Origin of the sequence: Actinoplanes sp. L3-i22 (assembly GCF_019704555.1) — a bacterium.
GTDB lineage: Bacteria > Actinomycetota > Actinomycetes > Mycobacteriales > Micromonosporaceae > Actinoplanes.
In genome coordinates this window covers 2,544,491-2,561,032 of record NZ_AP024745.1, presented here as the reverse complement: position 1 = coordinate 2,561,032, position 16,542 = coordinate 2,544,491, and the positions used below count along the sequence as shown (strand labels likewise).

General features: G+C 74.1%; 12 protein-coding genes. 4 read left to right on the top strand and 8 right to left on the bottom strand.

Annotation, left to right across the window (positions count from 1 at the left end; all coding sequences use genetic code 11):
* Positions 1-7: 7 nt before the first annotated feature.
* Positions 8-1,261 (bottom strand): hypothetical protein, encoded by a 1,254-nt coding sequence (locus L3i22_RS11515; RefSeq protein ID WP_221326953.1) that lies wholly within the window; start codon positions 1,259-1,261, stop codon positions 8-10.
* Positions 1,258-2,184: a hypothetical protein gene (locus L3i22_RS11510; RefSeq protein ID WP_221326952.1), complete on the bottom strand. Its 927-nt coding sequence runs from the start codon at positions 2,182-2,184 to the stop codon at positions 1,258-1,260. Before L3i22_RS11510 ends, L3i22_RS11515 begins: the two co-directional genes overlap by 4 nt.
* 125 nt (positions 2,185-2,309) lie before the next feature.
* Here L3i22_RS11510 and L3i22_RS11505 point away from each other — a divergent pair, with 125 nt between their 5' ends.
* Positions 2,310-2,591, top strand: coding sequence for a hypothetical protein (locus L3i22_RS11505; RefSeq protein WP_221326951.1), 282 nt, complete (start codon positions 2,310-2,312; stop codon positions 2,589-2,591).
* Positions 2,588-3,190, top strand: a complete 603-nt coding sequence (locus L3i22_RS11500) for a hypothetical protein (RefSeq protein ID WP_221326950.1) — start codon at positions 2,588-2,590, stop codon at positions 3,188-3,190. Before L3i22_RS11505 ends, L3i22_RS11500 begins: the two co-directional genes overlap by 4 nt.
* Before the next feature lie 45 nt (positions 3,191-3,235).
* Here L3i22_RS11500 and L3i22_RS11495 read toward each other — a convergent pair whose 3' ends face one another.
* The 5 genes from L3i22_RS11495 to L3i22_RS11475 all read right to left on the bottom strand — a co-directional run bounded on the left by L3i22_RS11495 (position 3,236) and on the right by L3i22_RS11475 (position 12,689).
* Positions 3,236-7,579 carry an FtsK/SpoIIIE domain-containing protein gene (locus L3i22_RS11495; protein ID WP_221326949.1) on the bottom strand — a complete coding sequence of 1,448 codons (4,344 nt, stop codon included), beginning with the start codon at positions 7,577-7,579 and terminating at the stop codon, positions 3,236-3,238.
* A 74-nt stretch (positions 7,580-7,653) separates the two neighbouring features.
* Complete coding sequence (locus tag L3i22_RS11490; RefSeq protein WP_221326948.1) at positions 7,654-7,947, bottom strand: WXG100 family type VII secretion target; 294 nt, start codon at positions 7,945-7,947, stop codon at positions 7,654-7,656.
* 50 nt (positions 7,948-7,997) lie between these two features.
* Positions 7,998-9,938: a hypothetical protein gene (locus tag L3i22_RS11485; protein ID WP_221326947.1), complete on the bottom strand. Its 1,941-nt coding sequence runs from the start codon at positions 9,936-9,938 to the stop codon at positions 7,998-8,000.
* Between the two features lie 33 nt (positions 9,939-9,971).
* Positions 9,972-10,478 carry a sigma-70 family RNA polymerase sigma factor gene (locus L3i22_RS11480; protein WP_221326946.1) on the bottom strand — a complete coding sequence of 169 codons (507 nt, stop codon included), beginning with the start codon at positions 10,476-10,478 and terminating at the stop codon, positions 9,972-9,974.
* Positions 10,479-10,667: 189 nt separating this feature from the next.
* Entirely contained in the window at positions 10,668-12,689 is a 2,022-nt protein-coding gene (locus L3i22_RS11475) for a BTAD domain-containing putative transcriptional regulator (RefSeq protein WP_221326945.1), read from the bottom strand.
* 131 nt (positions 12,690-12,820) lie between these two features.
* Here L3i22_RS11475 and L3i22_RS11470 point away from each other — a divergent pair, with 131 nt between their 5' ends.
* Entirely contained in the window at positions 12,821-15,106 is a 2,286-nt protein-coding gene (locus L3i22_RS11470) for an XRE family transcriptional regulator (RefSeq protein ID WP_221326944.1), read from the top strand.
* A gap of 91 nt (positions 15,107-15,197) precedes the next feature.
* Positions 15,198-15,902, top strand: a complete 705-nt coding sequence (locus L3i22_RS11465; RefSeq protein ID WP_221326943.1) for a hypothetical protein — start codon at positions 15,198-15,200, stop codon at positions 15,900-15,902.
* A gap of 18 nt (positions 15,903-15,920) precedes the next feature.
* Here the strand turns inward: L3i22_RS11465 and L3i22_RS11460 are convergent, their stop codons facing one another.
* Entirely contained in the window at positions 15,921-16,511 is a 591-nt protein-coding gene (locus tag L3i22_RS11460; RefSeq protein ID WP_221326942.1) for a DUF4352 domain-containing protein, read from the bottom strand.
* Positions 16,512-16,542: the final 31 nt, after the last annotated feature.

Below are 16,542 nucleotides of genomic sequence, written 5' to 3'. Positions count from 1 at the left end.
CGGGATCTCAGATCCGCCGCACCGACGGCACGGTCACCGTGACACCGAGGATCGGCACGTGCAGCGTGCCGTCCGGGTCGGCGGTCCACTGCCAGTGCGCCCCCGGCAGATCGCCGACCACGATCGCCACGTGATCGCCGCCCGGCCCGCAGAACGCGAACAGCCGGGCGGCATCGTCGCCCACCGGCGCCACACTCATCACGACCAGGCCGGCCAGCCCCCGCCGCCGGGCCGCGAGCAGGACCGTTCCGTCCGGAGCCGCCGGTCCGCCCGGGCGCGGCGGCAGCTCCGCCACCGACCGCGGCCGCAGCGCCTGCGACGGCATCGCCGGGCCGTCGACGACGCCGAGAACCCGCAGGTCGGGGCGGGACCGGGCCAGGCCGGCGAGCAGGTGGACCAGGGCGTCGGCGGCCACCCGGGGATCGCCGCCGATCGCGAGCACCCCGTCCAGCCAGGTCAGATCGGCGAACAGGACCCCGTCGTCATCGCCACCGACCGGGGCCGGGCACGGCACGATCGGGGTCGGACCGGCCGGCGCGAACGGCCCGTCGACCGGGCGGGTCCACACGGTCTCACCGGTGCCGCGCCACGGCGCGAGGGGCGGCCCGGCGGCGGTCACCCAGGCGGTCACCTCGCGCTTACCGATTTTGATCGCGTACGCCTCCACGCCCTGCCCGTCCAGTTCGACCACCGACCGCTGGGCCAGGTCGGCAGCCCGGCGGTCGTCGGCGAACGCGGCCGCGAGCGTCGCCCGCAGCTCGGCACGCTCGCGGATGCGACGACGCAGCCGGGACTTCTCGCCGGCGTCCCGGATCCGGGCCCGGACCCACCGCACGATCCGGCGGCGGAACACCACGAGCAGCGTGAGCGCCGCGAGCACCACCGCGCCGATCAGTGCCAGCACGACCTTCCACGTGAGGAACGGCTTCGCCGCGACGCCGATGCGGCCGAGCCGCACGTCCGGCCCGGTCGCGTCGTCCGGCAGCCGCAGGATCCACCCGGGACGCAGCGTGGCCGGGTCGGTCAGCGCGCCCCCGTCGGCCTGGGCGCGCCCCCGGTTCAGCGCGAAGATCTCGCCGGCCCGGCCCGGGTCGCCGAGGGTCCGCCGGGCGACCTGCGCCAGCGAGTCCGGCTCGCCGCCGTTCTGCCCGGTACTGCGGACGACGGCCACCTTGACCACGTCGTCGGCGGCCGCGGCGACGGGCGCGACGGTGACCGCGAACGCCACCGCGGCGAGCAGCAGCAGAATCCGGCGGATCATCGGGCCGGGTTCCAGCCACGCTCGGCGGCGCTGGCGATGACCGTGCCGGTGCTCTTGTCCGCCGCGTTGCGGTAGAGCGGCGAGCCGTCCAGGGCCAGCTGAACCGTGCCGTCGTCGCGCTTCTTCGTGCCGACCCGATCCGTGTCGATGCCGTCGACCCGCAGTTTGCTGCCGGCGTCGGCGACCACCGGCCGCCACTGCGCGGCACAGTCGCCGGTGCAGTCCTTGTCGTTGCGGTACAGCGTCGCGCCGTCCTGATCGGTGACGATCGCACCGCTGCCGGTCTGCTTGGCCGCGAGCAGGGTGGTCTTGTCCGGGTCGGCGGCCTTGCCGGTGGCAGCGACGACGAGGTCGTCGATCTTGCCGCCGTTCGGCTTGACCGCGAACCAGGTGCCGCCGACGCCCTGACCGTTCAGCTCGCCCGGCACCTTGTCCCCGGCGAACTGGTACACCGGCCAGCCGGCCAGGGTGACCTGGACCGTGCCGTCCGGGCGGCGCACCGCACCGATCCTCGCCTCTTTGATGCCGTCCACGAAGACCCGGCCACCCGGCTTGATCAGCACCGGCGGCCACGTGACCGCGCAGTCGTCGACGCAGGTCGCCGTGGACGGGTCGGCCTTGTCCTTGTCGAAGCGGTACAGGGTGAAGCCGCGTACCTCGGTGACGGTCGTGCCGATCGGCGCCTGGTTGGTGGACAGCTGAACCCAGTTGGGTGTCTCCGCGCTCACCGCCGGCGCGGAGCTCGGCGCGGCGGAGCCGGCGCCGCGGCCGTCGCCGGTGAGCCCGGCGACCTTGGCCGCCCCGTCCACCAGCTGGATCTCCGCGGCGGCCGCGGGCGCGGCGCCCGGATCGCCGCACGCGGCGGTGGCGAGCAGCACGGCCGCCACGGGCAGGACGAATACGCGGGCCGGGAACCGGGCCACGGTGACACCTCCGGGATCGATCGGAACGAGCGGCGCCATCACGGCCGAGCCGGCCGATCGGTTCGCCCGGTGTGGTCCGGCTCACCATCGGTGAACCGGATCGGCGGCCGGCGCGTGAAGCGCCCATGGCGGATATCAAGATCCCGCGCGACGAGCTGGAAGAGGCCCGCGCGTCCCTGCAGCGGGTGCTGGACCACATCGACGTGACCCGGGGCCCCGGCGATCTGGGCGCCGTCGTCGGACGGCCGGTCCGCGACGCCGCCGAGCACTTCGAGAAGCGCTGGGGCGACGGCCGGAAGCAGCTGCACCGCGAGTGCGAGAAGATCGGCGAGGCGATGCAGAAGATCATCGAAGGCTTCGACAAGGTCGACCAGGACTCCGGCAACAGCCTGGGCAGCGGATCGTGACCGCCCCGGTGCGCGCGCCAGGCCGGTTCACCCTCCAGATCCCGGACAGCTGGATCGACTACGACCTCGGCAACCGCGACTTCACCCGGGAGCAGGCGGCGCTCCGGTCCCAGGCGCCGACGCCGGCCGCCCGGGCCGCGGTCGACGACCTGTTCCGGCAGGTCCGCAAGCTGGTCCGGTCGGCCCGCAAGCAGGGCGCCATGTCGGCGGCCGGGCTGATCGCCCGGGACGAGACCGAGGGCCTGCTGATGGCGTTCGTGTCGGTGTTCGGGGCGGCCGTGCCGGACGGCGCCGAGCTGTCGCTGACCGACATCGCCGCGCAGCTGAGCCGCCCGGCCGGGCCGGAGGGGTACGGCGACCGCACGGTCGGCTCGGCCGAGCTGCCCGGGATCGGGGTCGTCGCCCGGATCACCGGCACCGAGGTGGTCGCGCTCACCGACACCGAGTCGGCGGTGATGCTGGCCATGCACACGATCATCCCGCTGCCCGGCGAGCCGGGGATGTTCCTGGTGGTGACCGGGGTGAGCCCGAACCTGCCGCTCGCCGAGGCGATGTTCGACCTGTTCGACGCGATCACCGGCACGTTCCGCTTCGTCTGACCGACAGCAGGTGGGCGGTCCCCTGATCGGGACCGCCCACCTGCGTCATTCCGCCGGCCGGATCGACGACGAAGGGACCTGCACCGCGATCAGCGTGCCGGTGCCCAGGTGCAGGTAGGCCCGGCCCGGCGTGCCGCTCTGGCCGACGATGCCGCGCGGGATCCGCACCCCGATCAGCTCGCCGTCGGTGACCGACTGCGGCGCGATCAGCAGCCCGGTCCGGTTGCGCTTGACCTGGGTGAGCCAGCCGCCCAGACCGAGGCTGAGCGCCTCCGCGTTGCCGGCCACGGCCAGCCCCCAGCCGTTCCCGGCCGCGCCCTTGGCCAGCGTGTTCAGGTCGCCGTCGATCGCCGACTGGGTCACCAGCTCGGCGTCGTCGATCACCACCGCCCCGGTCTCCTGCGGCATGCTCTGCAGCAGCTTGCGGAAGTCGGCCGCGGCGATACCGGCGTCGCGCACCACCGCGGTCACGCCGGGCTGCCCCTCCAGATCCCGCAGCGGGGACCGGCGCGGCGCCACCACGATCAGGCCGGAGCCACGCTCCAGCAACGAGCGGGCCACGGCGAGCAGTGCGGTGCTGCGGCCGGAGCGGGGCGGGCCACCGATGGCGAACGTCGGGACGTCCCCGAAGTCCGGCCCGAGCGGCTGCACCTCGTCGCCGCCCACCCCGACGAACGCGGTCAGCTCCCGGGCCCCGCCCGGGACCAGCGCGCGCACCTGCTCGTACGTGATCAGGTCCGGCAGCGAGGCGAACCGGCGCGGCCGCCGCTCGGCCGGCACCGCCAGATCGCGCTCGGTGAGCCGCGCGGCCAGCCGGGTCAGCTCGGCCGCCTGCCCCTGCCCGGACACGTCCGGCCCGAGCACCGCGATCTGCGCCTCCGCCTTGTCGGCCAGCCGCAGCACCCGCCCCGGCAGCTGGTCCGGCGGCACGTCCTTCTGGTTCAGCCCGATCAGCGAGTAGTCGGTCCGGTCGTTGAGCTTGAGAATCAGCTTCTCCTCGGTGGCCCCGGCGAACCGGCCCGCCCCGAGCACCCGATCCCCGGCCGGCACCACGTGGATGCCGACCCCGGCGCCGTCCCGCAGCAGCCGCAACATCCGGTCCAGGTAGCTGCCGTTGTCGAAGGTGGCGAAGTCCCGCTCGAACACCTCGAACCGGTCCACCAGCAGCACCAGGTGCGGCAGCCGCCCGCCCGCCGGCGCACTGCGGCGCTGCTCGGTCAGGTCGGCCACGCCCTGCTCGCCGAAGAGCGTCTGCCGCCGGGTCAGCTCCGCGCCGAACCAGGTCAGCATCCGGTCGAGGCGCTCGGTCTGCAACCGGTCGACGACCGCGCCGGTGTGCGGCAGCCCGGCCAGGGGCAGCATCGCGCCGTTGCCGCAGTCGATCGCGTACAGATGCAGGTCTTCGCTGGAATGCCGGGCGGTGAGCGCCGCCGCCAGCGTCCGCAGGGCCTGCGACCGGCCGCTGCGGCTGGATCCGACCACGAACAGGTGACCGGTCCGGTCGACGTCGAACGCCAGCGGCTCGCGGGCCTGCTCGGCCGGCAGGTCCACCGTGCCGTAGTACACCGGCCCCAGGTCACCGGCGGTCCGGACCGGCGGCGGCTCGGGCAACTCGGTCCAGCCGATCAGGTCGGTCAGCGCCGGCAGCCACGGGCTCGGCTGCCGGCCGATGCCCATCCGTTCGGTCGCCGCGACCACGGCGGTGACCAGCTCGCGCAGGTCGGTGCCGAGCGGCCCGCCCGGCCCGGCCGGTTTGCGGCGCACCGCGACCGGGCGGCCGAGCGCCGCCCAGCCGACCTCGGTCACCTCGATCTCGATCTGATCGGCGCGCTCGCCGAGCACCGGCCGCTTCCCGCCGATCCGGCCGGCCTGGAACGGCAGCAGCGCGGCGAACCCGAGCCGGGCGTACGCCCGCCCCGGCGTCCGCGGCGACAGCTCCCCGGCGTCCGGAGCGTCGATGATGTCCCGGCTCTCGCCCTGGTCGGTGGTGCGCAACGCGATCCGCAGGTTGGTGTTGGCCCGGATGTCCGAGCTGACCGCCCCGGACGGCCGCTGCGTCGCCAGCACCAGGTGAATGCCGAGCGACCGGCCCCGCTGCGCGATGTTGACCAGGCCGGTGACGAAATCCGGCAGCTCCCGGACCATCGACGCGAACTCGTCGATCACCAGCACCAGCCGGGGCATCGGGGCCATCGCCGCGTCCCGGGCCCGCATCTCCTGGTACCGGATGATGTCCGAGGCGCCGGCCCGGGCCAGCTCGTGCTCGCGCCGCTTCAGCTCGGCGCCGAGCGAGGTCAGCGCCCGCCCGACCAGATGGGTGTCCAGGTCGGTGACCATGCCGACGGTGTGCGGCAGCTGCTCGCACTCCGCGAACGCGCTGCCACCCTTGTAGTCGACCAGCACGAACGTCATCTCGTCCGGCCGGTTCGCCACGGCGAGCGTCGCCACCAGGGTCTGCAGCAGCTCCGACTTGCCCGCGCCGGTGGTCCCCGCGATCAGCGCGTGCGGACCGTCGCGGACCAGATCGACGGCGAACGGGCCGTCCAGACCGATCCCGAGCACCGCGGTCGTGCTCCGCGGCCGGACCGCCCACCCACCGGCCACCTTCTCCGGCGTCGGCGGCTCCAACCCGAGCACGTCCAGCAACCGGGCCGACTGCGGCAGCACCGCCTCGTCCCCATCGCCGGCGGCGTTCAGCGGAGCCAGCCCCCGAGCCGTCCGATCGAACCAGGCCGCCTGTGGTTCATCAGCCTGAATTCCGATCAAAACCCCTTTCGCCGTACGTACGGAGATCCCGCCCGCGCCCGCGAAGACGACCGTGCGGCACTCCTCCGGCAGCAGCCGCTCCTCCGCCTCGATGCACAGCGCGTACACGCCGACCGCCGGGCCCTCCCGAAGCAGCGCGATCGTGCCCGGCAGCGACCGGATCCGGCGGGCGCCGTCCAGCACCACCAGCACGTCCGGATCGCCCTCGGCCCGCTTGCCGTCGTTCGCCGCGGCCCGCGCCGCGATCAGGCGATTCACCTCGGCCACCCGGCGCGACACCGACTCCGCGTCGGTGCCGATCCAGGCGTACGCGTCCTCGCCCGCCGTCCGCACGTGCGGCAGCCACCGCACCCAGCCCCAGCGGTCCTCGCCGGCCCGGTCGGTCAGCACACAGATCCGCAGGTCGTCCGGGCTGTGCAGAACCGCGGCCTGGGCCACCAGCCACGGCGCCAGCCGGCCCGGCCCACCGGACACCCCGACCACACCGGCCGCCCGCACGTCGACCGGAACCGGGACCTCGCTCAGCTCCGGCACCACCGTGCGGCGGTGCTCGTCGCGGGCCGGATCCTCGACCCGGACCGCCGAGGGGACCGTGCTCGTACCGACCCGCAGCGCGAGGAAGTCGTCGTCCCGCGAGCGGCGCTCCCACAGCCGGTCCCCGGGCAGCGCGGCGATCTGCCCGATCAGAGCGGGATCCGGATACGCGTACCGTCGCGCCTTCTGCTCCTCCAGCGTGGAAGCGTCGATGTCCGCCCGTACCCGGGAAAGCTTCTCCTGGTAATCGCCGACGCGCTCGTCGTAGCCGCGGCGGCTGCGACGCTTGCTGCCGAACTGGGTGAGCAGCGCCGCGGCCGGCGACGCCAGCGCCAGGAAGATGAACCGCCAGCTGCCGGTGGCCAGGATGCCGACCAGCGCGCCGATCGCCGGGGTGAGCAGGATCGTGGCCAGCGGGATGACGCTCTTCTCCGGCTTGCCCGGCTCCGGCGGCAACCGGAACTGCCCACCCGGGACCTGCGGGAAGAACCGCGGCGGCCGGTTGAACTCCCAGCTGAAACCATCCGCCGCGCGGCTCAGCGGCGCCCGCGCGGGCACGCCGACGGCCAGCTCGACCAGGTTCTCGCCGATCTTGAGCTGCCGCCCGGCCGGCCACGGCGCGACGCCGGTCAGCGGCTCGCCGTCGACCTCCACGGCGGACACCGCGGTGACCTCGACCATCCGGTCGGCGCCGACCCGCACCCGGGCGGCGACCGGCGGGACGTCCCCGGCCAGCCACACCCGGCACGCCGGGGCGCCGCCCAGCTCGTAGTCGCCCGGCGGCAGCAGCACGATGCTCCCCGCGCCCGGGCCGCCGACCAGCCGCAGCTCGACCGCACCGGCCCGGTCCACCGGCCGCCCGCCCGGCCGCTCCAGCCCCAGCTCGGCGCCGTCACCGACGCCGGCCTCGGCGAGCGACAACGCCGGGTCGAGTGGGGTGGCGCCTCGATAGAGGGTGCCCGGACCGGCGCCGACGGCGGCGGCCAGGCCGGTCGTGAGGGCGCCCACCGACGTACCCGGTTCGGCCTCCACGACAAGGGAATCCGCCGTCGTCGCGGGGTCGGACAACAGGCTGACGTTGAGACGCACCTCGTACCTTCCTTCCTTACGTTCTGGGGGGCAGGGGGCCGCCCGGCGCCTCCCCGGCGCCGGGCGGACTCCGCTCAGCCGAGCCGCGAACCGAGGTCCGAGTCGGTGGACTCGAACGCCTCGCCGACCGAGCGCACGTAGTTGCCGATCCCCTGCAGGCCCTGGTTCACCTGGTCGAAGCCCTTGGCGAACTCGTCGAAGAACGGCTGGAACTTCTGCTGGGCGGCCGGCGTGCGGTAGCCCTGGGACAGCAGGTTCTGCACCTTCCCGCGTACCTCGGTCAGCTTGTCCTGCAGCTGCGAGAAGTCGTTCAGCAGAGCCGCGGAGGTCTGCGACGTCTCCTCGGTGTTGACGGCGAAATCGGGCATGGTGGTGCTCCTCACGGTGTGGATCCGCGGCCGGCAGTCGCCGGCCGGTGTCAGCGCCGGGTCTTCCGGATGTGGGTGTCGACCTGGTCGACGGCCGCGTTGCGCTGGGCCCCGCCGGCCTTGGCGGCGTTGGCGATCGCCTCGTCGAGCACGGCCTCGTCGGTGTCCTCGCCGTCGCTCTGCACCTCGGTGATGCCGATCTTGGTCCCGGACGAGGCGACGGCCCCGGCCACGGCCTCGGCCTCCGGGCCGGCGCGGTGCTTGACGCCGTCGACGAAGGTCGGCTCGGCCGCCGACTCCCCGTCGGCGGCCGGCCCACTTTCGGGCCGGCCGTCCGGCGCCGGGTCATCCGCGGGCCGCCCGCCCGCGACCTCGCTCCCGGGCTGGTCATCCGCGGGCCGGGCAGGAGATTCGACCTCGGTCTGGTCATCCGCGGGGCGGGGAGCCGCCGGGGTGACGCCGGGCGCAACGGGATCCGCGCCGCCACCCGCAGAGCCGGGCGTCACCGTCCCGCCCGCCGCGCCGCCCTCCGACGGCGGCGCGGCCGGACCCGCCGCAGGCGTCCCGGGCGACACCGGAGCCGGATCGACGGGGCCCGCGGTGGTCGCCGGAGCCGGATCGCTGCTCGCCCCCGATTCGGCCTCGGGCTTGGCCGGCCCGGGCGGCACCGGGACCGGCGGAGCGGGAGCGGGCACCGGGCTCGGTTCCGGAGCGGGAGCCGGAGCAGGAGCGGGAGCGGGAGCGGGAGCGGGAGCGGGAGCGGGAGCGGGAGCGGGAGCGGGAGCGGGAGCGGGAGCGGGAGCGGGAGCTGGCACCGGGCTCGGTTCCGGAGCCGCACGCGGAACAGGCGCCGGGGTGTCAACGTCGCCCGGCGCTCCGGAGCCGCCCTTGTCGCGGCGGCTCTTGCCGAACCCGATCCCGCCCGCCACCACCCCACCGACCGCCGCACCCCCGACGATCGTCGCCGGGTTGAACGGCTCCGGATCGGTGGTCGCGTTGTTCAGCCCGGTGGTGGCGATGTCCTCCACCACACCCTTACCGAACTCGATGCTCGTGGTCCTGACCGCCCCGCCACCCTTGCCGCCGATATTGATCACCCCGGCGACCACCTTGTTGTTCGTGACGATCTTGCCGATCCCGGACGCCGTGGTCCGGATCGAGGTGACCAGCGGCGCCGCGATCTTCTCCGCCCCCGAGATGATGCTGCCGAACACCTTGCCGCCGGGGATCAGCGACACCAGCCCGACCAGCAGCGTGCCCAGTTTGAACTCGCCGTTCGCCGCCTGCGACGCCACCGAGACGATCAGCGACCCGGCCGCCAGCAGGATCCCCACCACCGGCGCGATGATCGCCACCGCCGCGATCAGCACGTCGATGATGATCTGCAGGAACGGATGGTCGGCGAAGAAGTCACCGATCTTCTGCAGGAAGTTCCGCGGCTTGATCGACTTGGCGGCCGCGTCGTCCAAGGCTTGGCTGGCCCGTTCGGAGGCCGCTTCCCGCAGGCCACGCGCGTCCCGGGCGAGCCGCTGCGCGGCGGAGAGCGTGGCCTGCGCCGCGCCGATCCGCTCGCCGTCCTGTTGCGCCTGGGCGCGCTGCTCCTCGGTCGCGTCGGCCGCCGCGGCCGGCTTCTCCTGGCGTGCGGCGCCGGCCACCGGCTGGGCCTGGTCCATCGCCCGGTCGATCTCGCCCTGCTGCTCGCGCAACACCTGGGCGTACGTCCGATAGGCCTGTGCCGCCTCGTCGAACGAGTCGACCGTGGCCTGCAGCTTGCCGGGCAGCCCGCCGAGCAGGTCGCGCAGCTTCTCGGCGGCCTCGCCCTTGGCGTTCTCCAGGGTGCCGCCCTTGCCCAGCAGCTGCACCGCGACCCGCGCGTCGTCCCGGATCCCCTCGTAGCGCTGGGCGAGTTGCTCGATCTGCTCCGGGTCGCCCGGTGTCGGGTCGCCGTCCAGGTCGAGGATGTCGAAGCCGGACGTGTGCCGCCTGCTCAACGGAAGCCCTTCGGAAGTGGGGGTGAAGGCCGGTCAGGCCGCGGCGGCCAGGTCGGCGCGCAACGCGCGGACGGCGTTGTGCGCACGGGACTTGACCGTGCCGGGCGGGACACCGATCAGTCGCGCCGCCTCGGCCACGCTGCTGCGCCGGTAGTACAGCTCGAACACGACGGCGCGGTGCTCGGCGGAGAGCCGGGACAGGGCCGGCCGCAGCACGGCCGAGTCGGCCACCATCTCGGCGTGGTCCCGGACGGGCCGCTGGAGCCGGTCCAGCACGTCGTCACCGACCAGGTGCACCTGCCGCCCGCGCAGCACGTCGACGGCCAGGTTGTGGGCGACGGTGAACAGCCAGGAGCGGATCGAGCCCGCGCCCATGGCGAGTCGTTCCCGGTTCCGCCAGGCCCGCAGGAACGTCTCCTGCACCACGTCCTCGGCGGTGCCGGAGTTCCCGGTCAGCTTGAGCGCGTACGCACGGACCGGAGCACGATGCCGGACGACCAGCTCGGTGTAGCTCTCGTCCACGGTTCGAACGTCGTCCATGGTGAATACCCCTCCCGCGCCGGCCCCGGAACCCGGAGCTGCACGAACGGTATTCAGCGCCAGTGGAGTGACTGTTTACGATCACTTGACGGGAGCGGGCCCCGGCCGGGGAGAGATGAAGGCCGGGGCCCGTCGCCGGAATGGTGGCCGACGCCAGTGGAAAAAGTGTGAACGACCGCGGGGGCGCGTTCAGCGCGACAGGGAATCCTGCAGCTCACGCGCGGGGTGGCGGCCCGCACGCCGCAGCGCGGTCACGGTCCGCTCCGGTTCGACAAGCGGGCCGGCCGACCAGAGGTGGTGCGCGACGCGTTCGGTGACGGCTGCCCCGGCCGGGCCCACGTCGTCGAGCGCGTCCGCGATGCACAGGTGCAGCCGGGTCAGCTGCCACAGCGGGGTGGCCGCGGTGACCGATTCGCGGACCAGGTCGTGCCGGAAGCGGAACAGGTGCGGGTCGGCCGGGACCTGCCCGATCAGCGCGAGCGACTCCAGCACCTCCAGCCGTTCGAGACACACCCGCGGCCCGACGCCGGTGACCCGGGCCAGCAGCCCGATGTCGCCCTCCCGCCCGATCAGCGCGGCCGCCCGGAGCAGGTACCGCGTGCACTCGTCGAGGCCGGCCGTCCGGCCCCGGACGATGTCCCGCACGGTCGAGGGCACCCCCACCCGCCCGGCGTCGTCCGGGGTCAGCACGCCACTCCCGCCGGCCAGCAGCCGGGAAAGTTCCAGGACGAAGAACGGATTGCCATCGGTACGGGCATGAACCCGGTCCCCGACGCCGGCCGCGATCTCCCGCCCGCTCTCCCGGCGAACCAGCTCGGCCACGTCGGCCGGACCGAGCGGCCCGAGCCGGATCCGCCGGTGCCCGGGCCGCCGGGCCGCGGCGGCGAGCACCCGCAGCAGTCCCGGCGCCGGCTCCGGCGCGTGATCCCGCAGCGCGCCGACGAGCACGGTTCCGGACGGCAGCTCGGCGGCCAGGTGACCGAAAAGGTCCAGCGAGGCCACGTCGGCCCAGTGCAGATCGTCGACGACGATCATGATCGGCCGCTCGGCCGACGCCCCGGCGACGAGCGCGGCGACCTGTTCGAACAGCCGGAACCGGGTGCCGGTGTCGATCGACGGACCGATCGGCCAGTCCGCACGGGCGCCGGCCGGCCGGCGCCCGTGGATCGTGTCGACCACCTGCGCCCACGGCCACATCGTCGGTATGCCGTCGCCTTCCAGGCAGCGGCCCCACGCGACCAGCGCACCGGCTTTCCCGGCCCGCTCGGCCGCGGCTTCCAGCAGCGCGGTCTTCCCCACCCCCGGTTCGCCCCGCACCAGGACGAGGGAGCTGCCGCCGGCGGTCGCCGCGGCCATCGCCCGGTCCAGCTGGGCGAGTTCCCCGGCCCGTCCGACCAGGCCCGCCGGTTCCGGTTCGGGGGCCGCCGCGACGGCCGGCGGCATGACCGACTGATCCAGCACCCGGAGATACGCCTGTTGCAGCGCCGCCCCGGGGCTGATCCCGAGCTCGTCGGCGAGCCGGGTGCGCACGGCCGCGAACAGCGCCAGCGCGTCGGCCGTCCGGCCCGCGGCGCCGAGCGCGGTGACCAGGCCGGTCTGGACCGGCTCGTGCAGCGGCGCCATCGAGGCGGCCAGGCTCAGCGGCGCCAGCACCCGCTCGGGCCGGCCGGCCGAGACGGCGAGCCCAGCCGCTTTCCCGCAGGCCTCGAAGAACTCGTCGTCGAGCCCGGCGAAGATCGCCGTCGCGTCCGCCCCGCCGGTCAGTCCGTCGCCGGCCGGTCCGCGCCACATTTCCAGCGCCGCCACGTAATGATCGAGGGCCGGTTCCGGCCGGTCACCGGCCAGGTCGGCGTCGGCCCGGGCGACGAGCCGGCGGAAGATCTCCAGATCGACCGTGCCCGGCCCGGCCTCGAAGAGGTAGCCGCTGCCCCGCCGGAGCAGGTGCGACCCGGCCTCGCGCGGGGCCAGCCCCGGTTCCAGGACGTGCCGCAGCGAGCCGACGTACTTGTGGATGACGTTCAGCGCGCTGGCCGGGGCGTCACCCTCCCAGATCAGGTCGACCAGCTCGCTCGTGCTGATCGGCCGTCCGGGGCGGGCCAGGAGCAGCGCGAGCAGGTAGGCCTGCTGACGCGGGCCGGTCGCCAGCTCGACGTCGCCGCGCCAGGCCCGCAGCGGCCCGAGGATCTGGAGACGTACCGTGCCGACCGCCACCGTGGGTCTCCTTTCCGGCGTTGAGCAGCCCATTCGACCACCGTTGAGGAGGGGTGCACCACGAAGTGAAGACGCAGTACCGGCGATCCGGTAGAACGAAGAGCCACGATCAGCGACCCGGGAGGACGACGATGACCGACGAGGCTTCGTTCGGTGAACTTCTCCGGCGGTTCCGGGCCGCCGCGGATCTCACCATCGAGCAGCTCGCCGCGGCGTCCGGCGTCAGCGACCGGTCGATCAGCGACATGGAGCGCGGGGTCAGCCGCCGCCCGCGCCCGCGCACCGTGGAGGCGCTGGCCGACGGCCTGGGCGTGGCCGCGGCCGGCCGCGAGGCGCTGCTGACCGCCGCCCGCGAGGGCCGCAACGCCCCACCGCCGGCGCCCGCCAACCGCAGTCCGCTGCCGCGCCAGGTGGCCGACTTCACCGGTCGCGCCGACGATCTCGCCACGGTGGCGACCTGGGTCCGGGGCGCCGACGACCGGTCCCCGGCGCCCGTGGTGGCGATCAGCGGCACCGCGGGCGTCGGAAAGACCACCTTCGCGGTCCGGGCCGCCCGGTCCTGGCCGGTCGACGAGCAGCTCTTCGTCGACCTGCGCGGGCTCGACGCCAAGCCGCTCACCCCGCTGACCGTGCTGAGCCGGCTGATCCGGGCGGTCAGCCCGGACGTCCGGGCGGTCCCGCGCGACGTGGACGAGTCGTCGGCCCTGTGGCACAGCCTGATCCGCGGTCAGCGGTTCGTCATCGTGCTGGACAACGCGGTCAGCGAGAGCCAGGTGCGTCCCGCGCTGCCCCCGGCCGGCCCGGCCGTGGTGCTGGTGACCAGCCGGCGCTCGCTGAGCGGCCTGGAGGACGTGCACCGGCTGCGCCTCGATCCGCTGCCCGAGGGGGACTCGACCGCGCTGCTGGGGGCGATCCTGGAACGGTCCGGTGCCTCGCCGGAGCAGCTGCGCCGGATCGCCGGCCTGTGCGTGCACATCCCGCTCGCGCTGCGGATCGCCGGCAACCGCCTGGCCAGCCGCCCGGGGTGGACCGCCGACGACCTGATCGCCCGGCTGTCGGCCCAGGAGCGCCGGCTGGAGGCGCTGTCCGCGGGCGACCTGCAGGTGAAGGCCGCGTTCGACCTGTCGTACCAGCAGTTGTCCGGGGTGACCCGGCGGCTGTTCCGCCGCCTGGCCCTGGTGCCGGGCGCGTCGACCGGCCCCGAGCTGGCGGCCGTGCTGGTCCAGGAGCCGCTGCCGGTCACCGAGGACGCGCTCGACGACCTGATCGAGCTGAGCCTGCTCCAGCAGCGGCCGGACGGCCGGCTGGAGTTCCACGACCTGCTGCGGCTCTACGCCACGGCGGCGTTCGAGCGGGAGGAGGTCGCGGCCGATCGGAGCGCCGCGGTGCGGCGCCGCGACGACTGGCTGATCGACACCGTGATCGTGGCCGGCCGGCACTTCGAGCCGGACTACGGCCCGGGCAAGGCCGGCAGCACCGAGGTGGTCGAGCTGGGCTCGACCGCCGAGGCCGGCGCCTGGATCCGGGCCGAGGCCGAGAACTGGCTGCCGGCCCTGCACGCCGCGGCCGAGGCGGGCGCCGACCAGCGGGTGATCGACGTGGCCGAGGCGCTGCACTGGTTCGGCGACAGCTGGTTCGCCTGGCCGGGCTGGGAGGACGTCTACACCCTGTCCAGCCGGGCCGCCGAGCGGCTCGGCGACGATCGGTTGCGCGCCATCCACGAGGGATACCTGGCCTGGGTCTACATCGCCACCCTGCACCAGAACGGCGACGCGGCCCTGGACCACGCCCGCCTGGCCCTGGAGTGTGCCGTCCGGTCCGGTGATCGCCGGCAGATCGGCTGGGCCAACTACTACGTCAGCTGGGCGCTGCGATCCCAGGGACGCCACGCCGAGCAGATCGGCTACTCGCGAGCGGCCGTCGCCGGCCTCCGGGCCGTGGGCGACCTGGAGGGTGTTCCGAACGCCCTGATCCAGCTGGGGATGGCCATGATCGGCAACGACTCCGGGGACGCCGCGATCCCGGTGTTCGAGGAGGTCATCGCCGTGGTTCGGGATCCGGCGACGGCACCGGCGATCCACATCGCCCAGCTCGCCGAACAGGCGGCCCTGACGTTCCTCACCCAGATCGAGCGGCATGCCGGGCGCTGGCAGGCCGCGCTACGCCGGTCGGACGAGTCGATCGCGGCCACCGCGCTGCTGCCGGACCCGAGCGGCTACATGCTCAAGGTCCTGATCGACCGGGCCCAGATCAACGTCGGATGCGGCGACTACGAGGCGGTGCGGGCGAACCTCGCCGAGATCGAGTCGCTGCGCGACGTGACCGGCAACCTGTCGACCCGGGACCCGGCGATACGCACCGCGATCGCGCGGCTGGAAGGCGCGCTGTCCGATCACGAGGCGACCCGGTCCCATTAGACATAGCTTCACATCGATGTTAAATGGCACAGGTCAGCCGTGTAGGGTGCTGGACCGCTACAAGACATCGACCACGGGGAGCTTCACCACCATGGCACACCGCCCGATACGCCTGCTGTTCGCGTTCGCCTTCATCATCATGTGCTTCGGCCTCGGCCTGCTGTTCGACGGCGAGGTCCTCAAGGGACTCGCCATCGCCGTCCCGGCCGGCGCGGCCACCGCGGCGATGGTCACCGTCTTCTTCCGCAACCACGGCGACGCGCTGACCGACTGGCAGACCCGCCCGCTGCCGGGCGTGGTCCCGACGCCCGAGGACCGGCTGGGCGGCCGGCTGTCCGCCGCCTACAGCCTGCTGCCGCTGGCCGCCGCGGGCGCGATGCTCTACGGCGCCTGGACCCACGGCCCGGACAACACCGGCGCCCGGATCATCGTCCTGCTGTTCGTCCTGGTGTTCGCCGGGGTCCCGGCGATCCTCGGCCTGGGCCTGCTCAAGGGCGCCCTGATGTGGTACCACGGCAACCCGGCGGGCCGGCTCGGCGTGCGGCGGCTCTCCTGGTTCATCGCCGTCCCGGACGCGCTGGTCGTCCTGGGCGGGCTGACCGACGACTCGCACACGTCGCTGATCTGGAGCCTGCCGCTGCTCGCGGTGACGGTCTACCTGATGTACCTGGCCCGCACCACCGAGGCGGACCGGGTGGCCGCGAAGGCCGCCGAGGCCGAGCAGACCGCCGCGGTCAACGAGATCCTCACCCAGATGGCCGCCAAGCAGGAGCAGCCCAACCCGCGACAGGACTGACGGCCCGACTCGGCGGGGTCAGCTCACGGTGACGCCGGCCCCGCCGGAGAGCAACGAGTCGTGCAGTTCGAGCCGGGTCAGCCTGGCGGCCTTCGGAATGTCGAAGACGAGCTTCCCGGACACCTTCTCGCCCGGATCGAGCTTGCGCAGGAACGCCTCGGTCCCCCGGTTCGCGTAGATCCCGGCGAGCTCGTCGCTGCGGTACTCGGTGTCGCCGGCGTACGCCTTCTGCGCCTTTCCCACGAAGTACTTGGCGCCGTCCCCGGCGTTCCGCACCGACAGGCTGACCACGCAGAACTTCCCGGCGGCGGTCCGCTTGAAGTGCTCGATCCCGATCGTCTTCCGGGAGCAGTCCACCCGGGACACCACGAACACCAGCTTGCCGTCCCGCACCGCGTCCCCCAGCCCCGGCCCGGCCGGCGTGGCCTTGACCGACGGGCTGGTGGCCGCGACCGGCCGCCGGCTGTGGTACTGCTCGGCCGCGATCCCGGCCGCGAACAGCACGATCACCGCGATCCCGGAGCCCACGAGCGCCACCGTCAGCTTGATCGGCGAGACGGACCGGGCGGCCCGGATCGGGCGGCGGCGACTGCGAAGGTCGTGCGACATCGAACCACTCCCCGGCCGGATTCCACTCCCC

Excerpts from the sequence above, each read along its gene's own strand:
- L3i22_RS11490 (WP_221326948.1), bottom strand. The coding sequence starts at position 7,947 with ATGCCCGATTTCGCCGTCAACACCGAGGAGACGTCGCAGACCTCCGCG.
- L3i22_RS11515 (WP_221326953.1), bottom strand. The coding sequence starts at position 1,261 with ATGATCCGCCGGATTCTGCTGCTGCTCGCCGCGGTGGCGTTCGCGGTC.
- L3i22_RS11470 (WP_221326944.1), top strand. The coding sequence starts at position 12,821 with ATGACCGACGAGGCTTCGTTCGGTGAACTTCTCCGGCGGTTCCGGGCC.
- L3i22_RS11505 (WP_221326951.1), top strand. The coding sequence starts at position 2,310 with ATGGCGGATATCAAGATCCCGCGCGACGAGCTGGAAGAGGCCCGCGCG.
- L3i22_RS11460 (WP_221326942.1), bottom strand. The coding sequence starts at position 16,511 with ATGTCGCACGACCTTCGCAGTCGCCGCCGCCCGATCCGGGCCGCCCGG.
- L3i22_RS11465 (WP_221326943.1), top strand. The coding sequence starts at position 15,198 with ATGGCACACCGCCCGATACGCCTGCTGTTCGCGTTCGCCTTCATCATC.
- L3i22_RS11480 (WP_221326946.1), bottom strand. The coding sequence starts at position 10,478 with ATGGACGACGTTCGAACCGTGGACGAGAGCTACACCGAGCTGGTCGTC.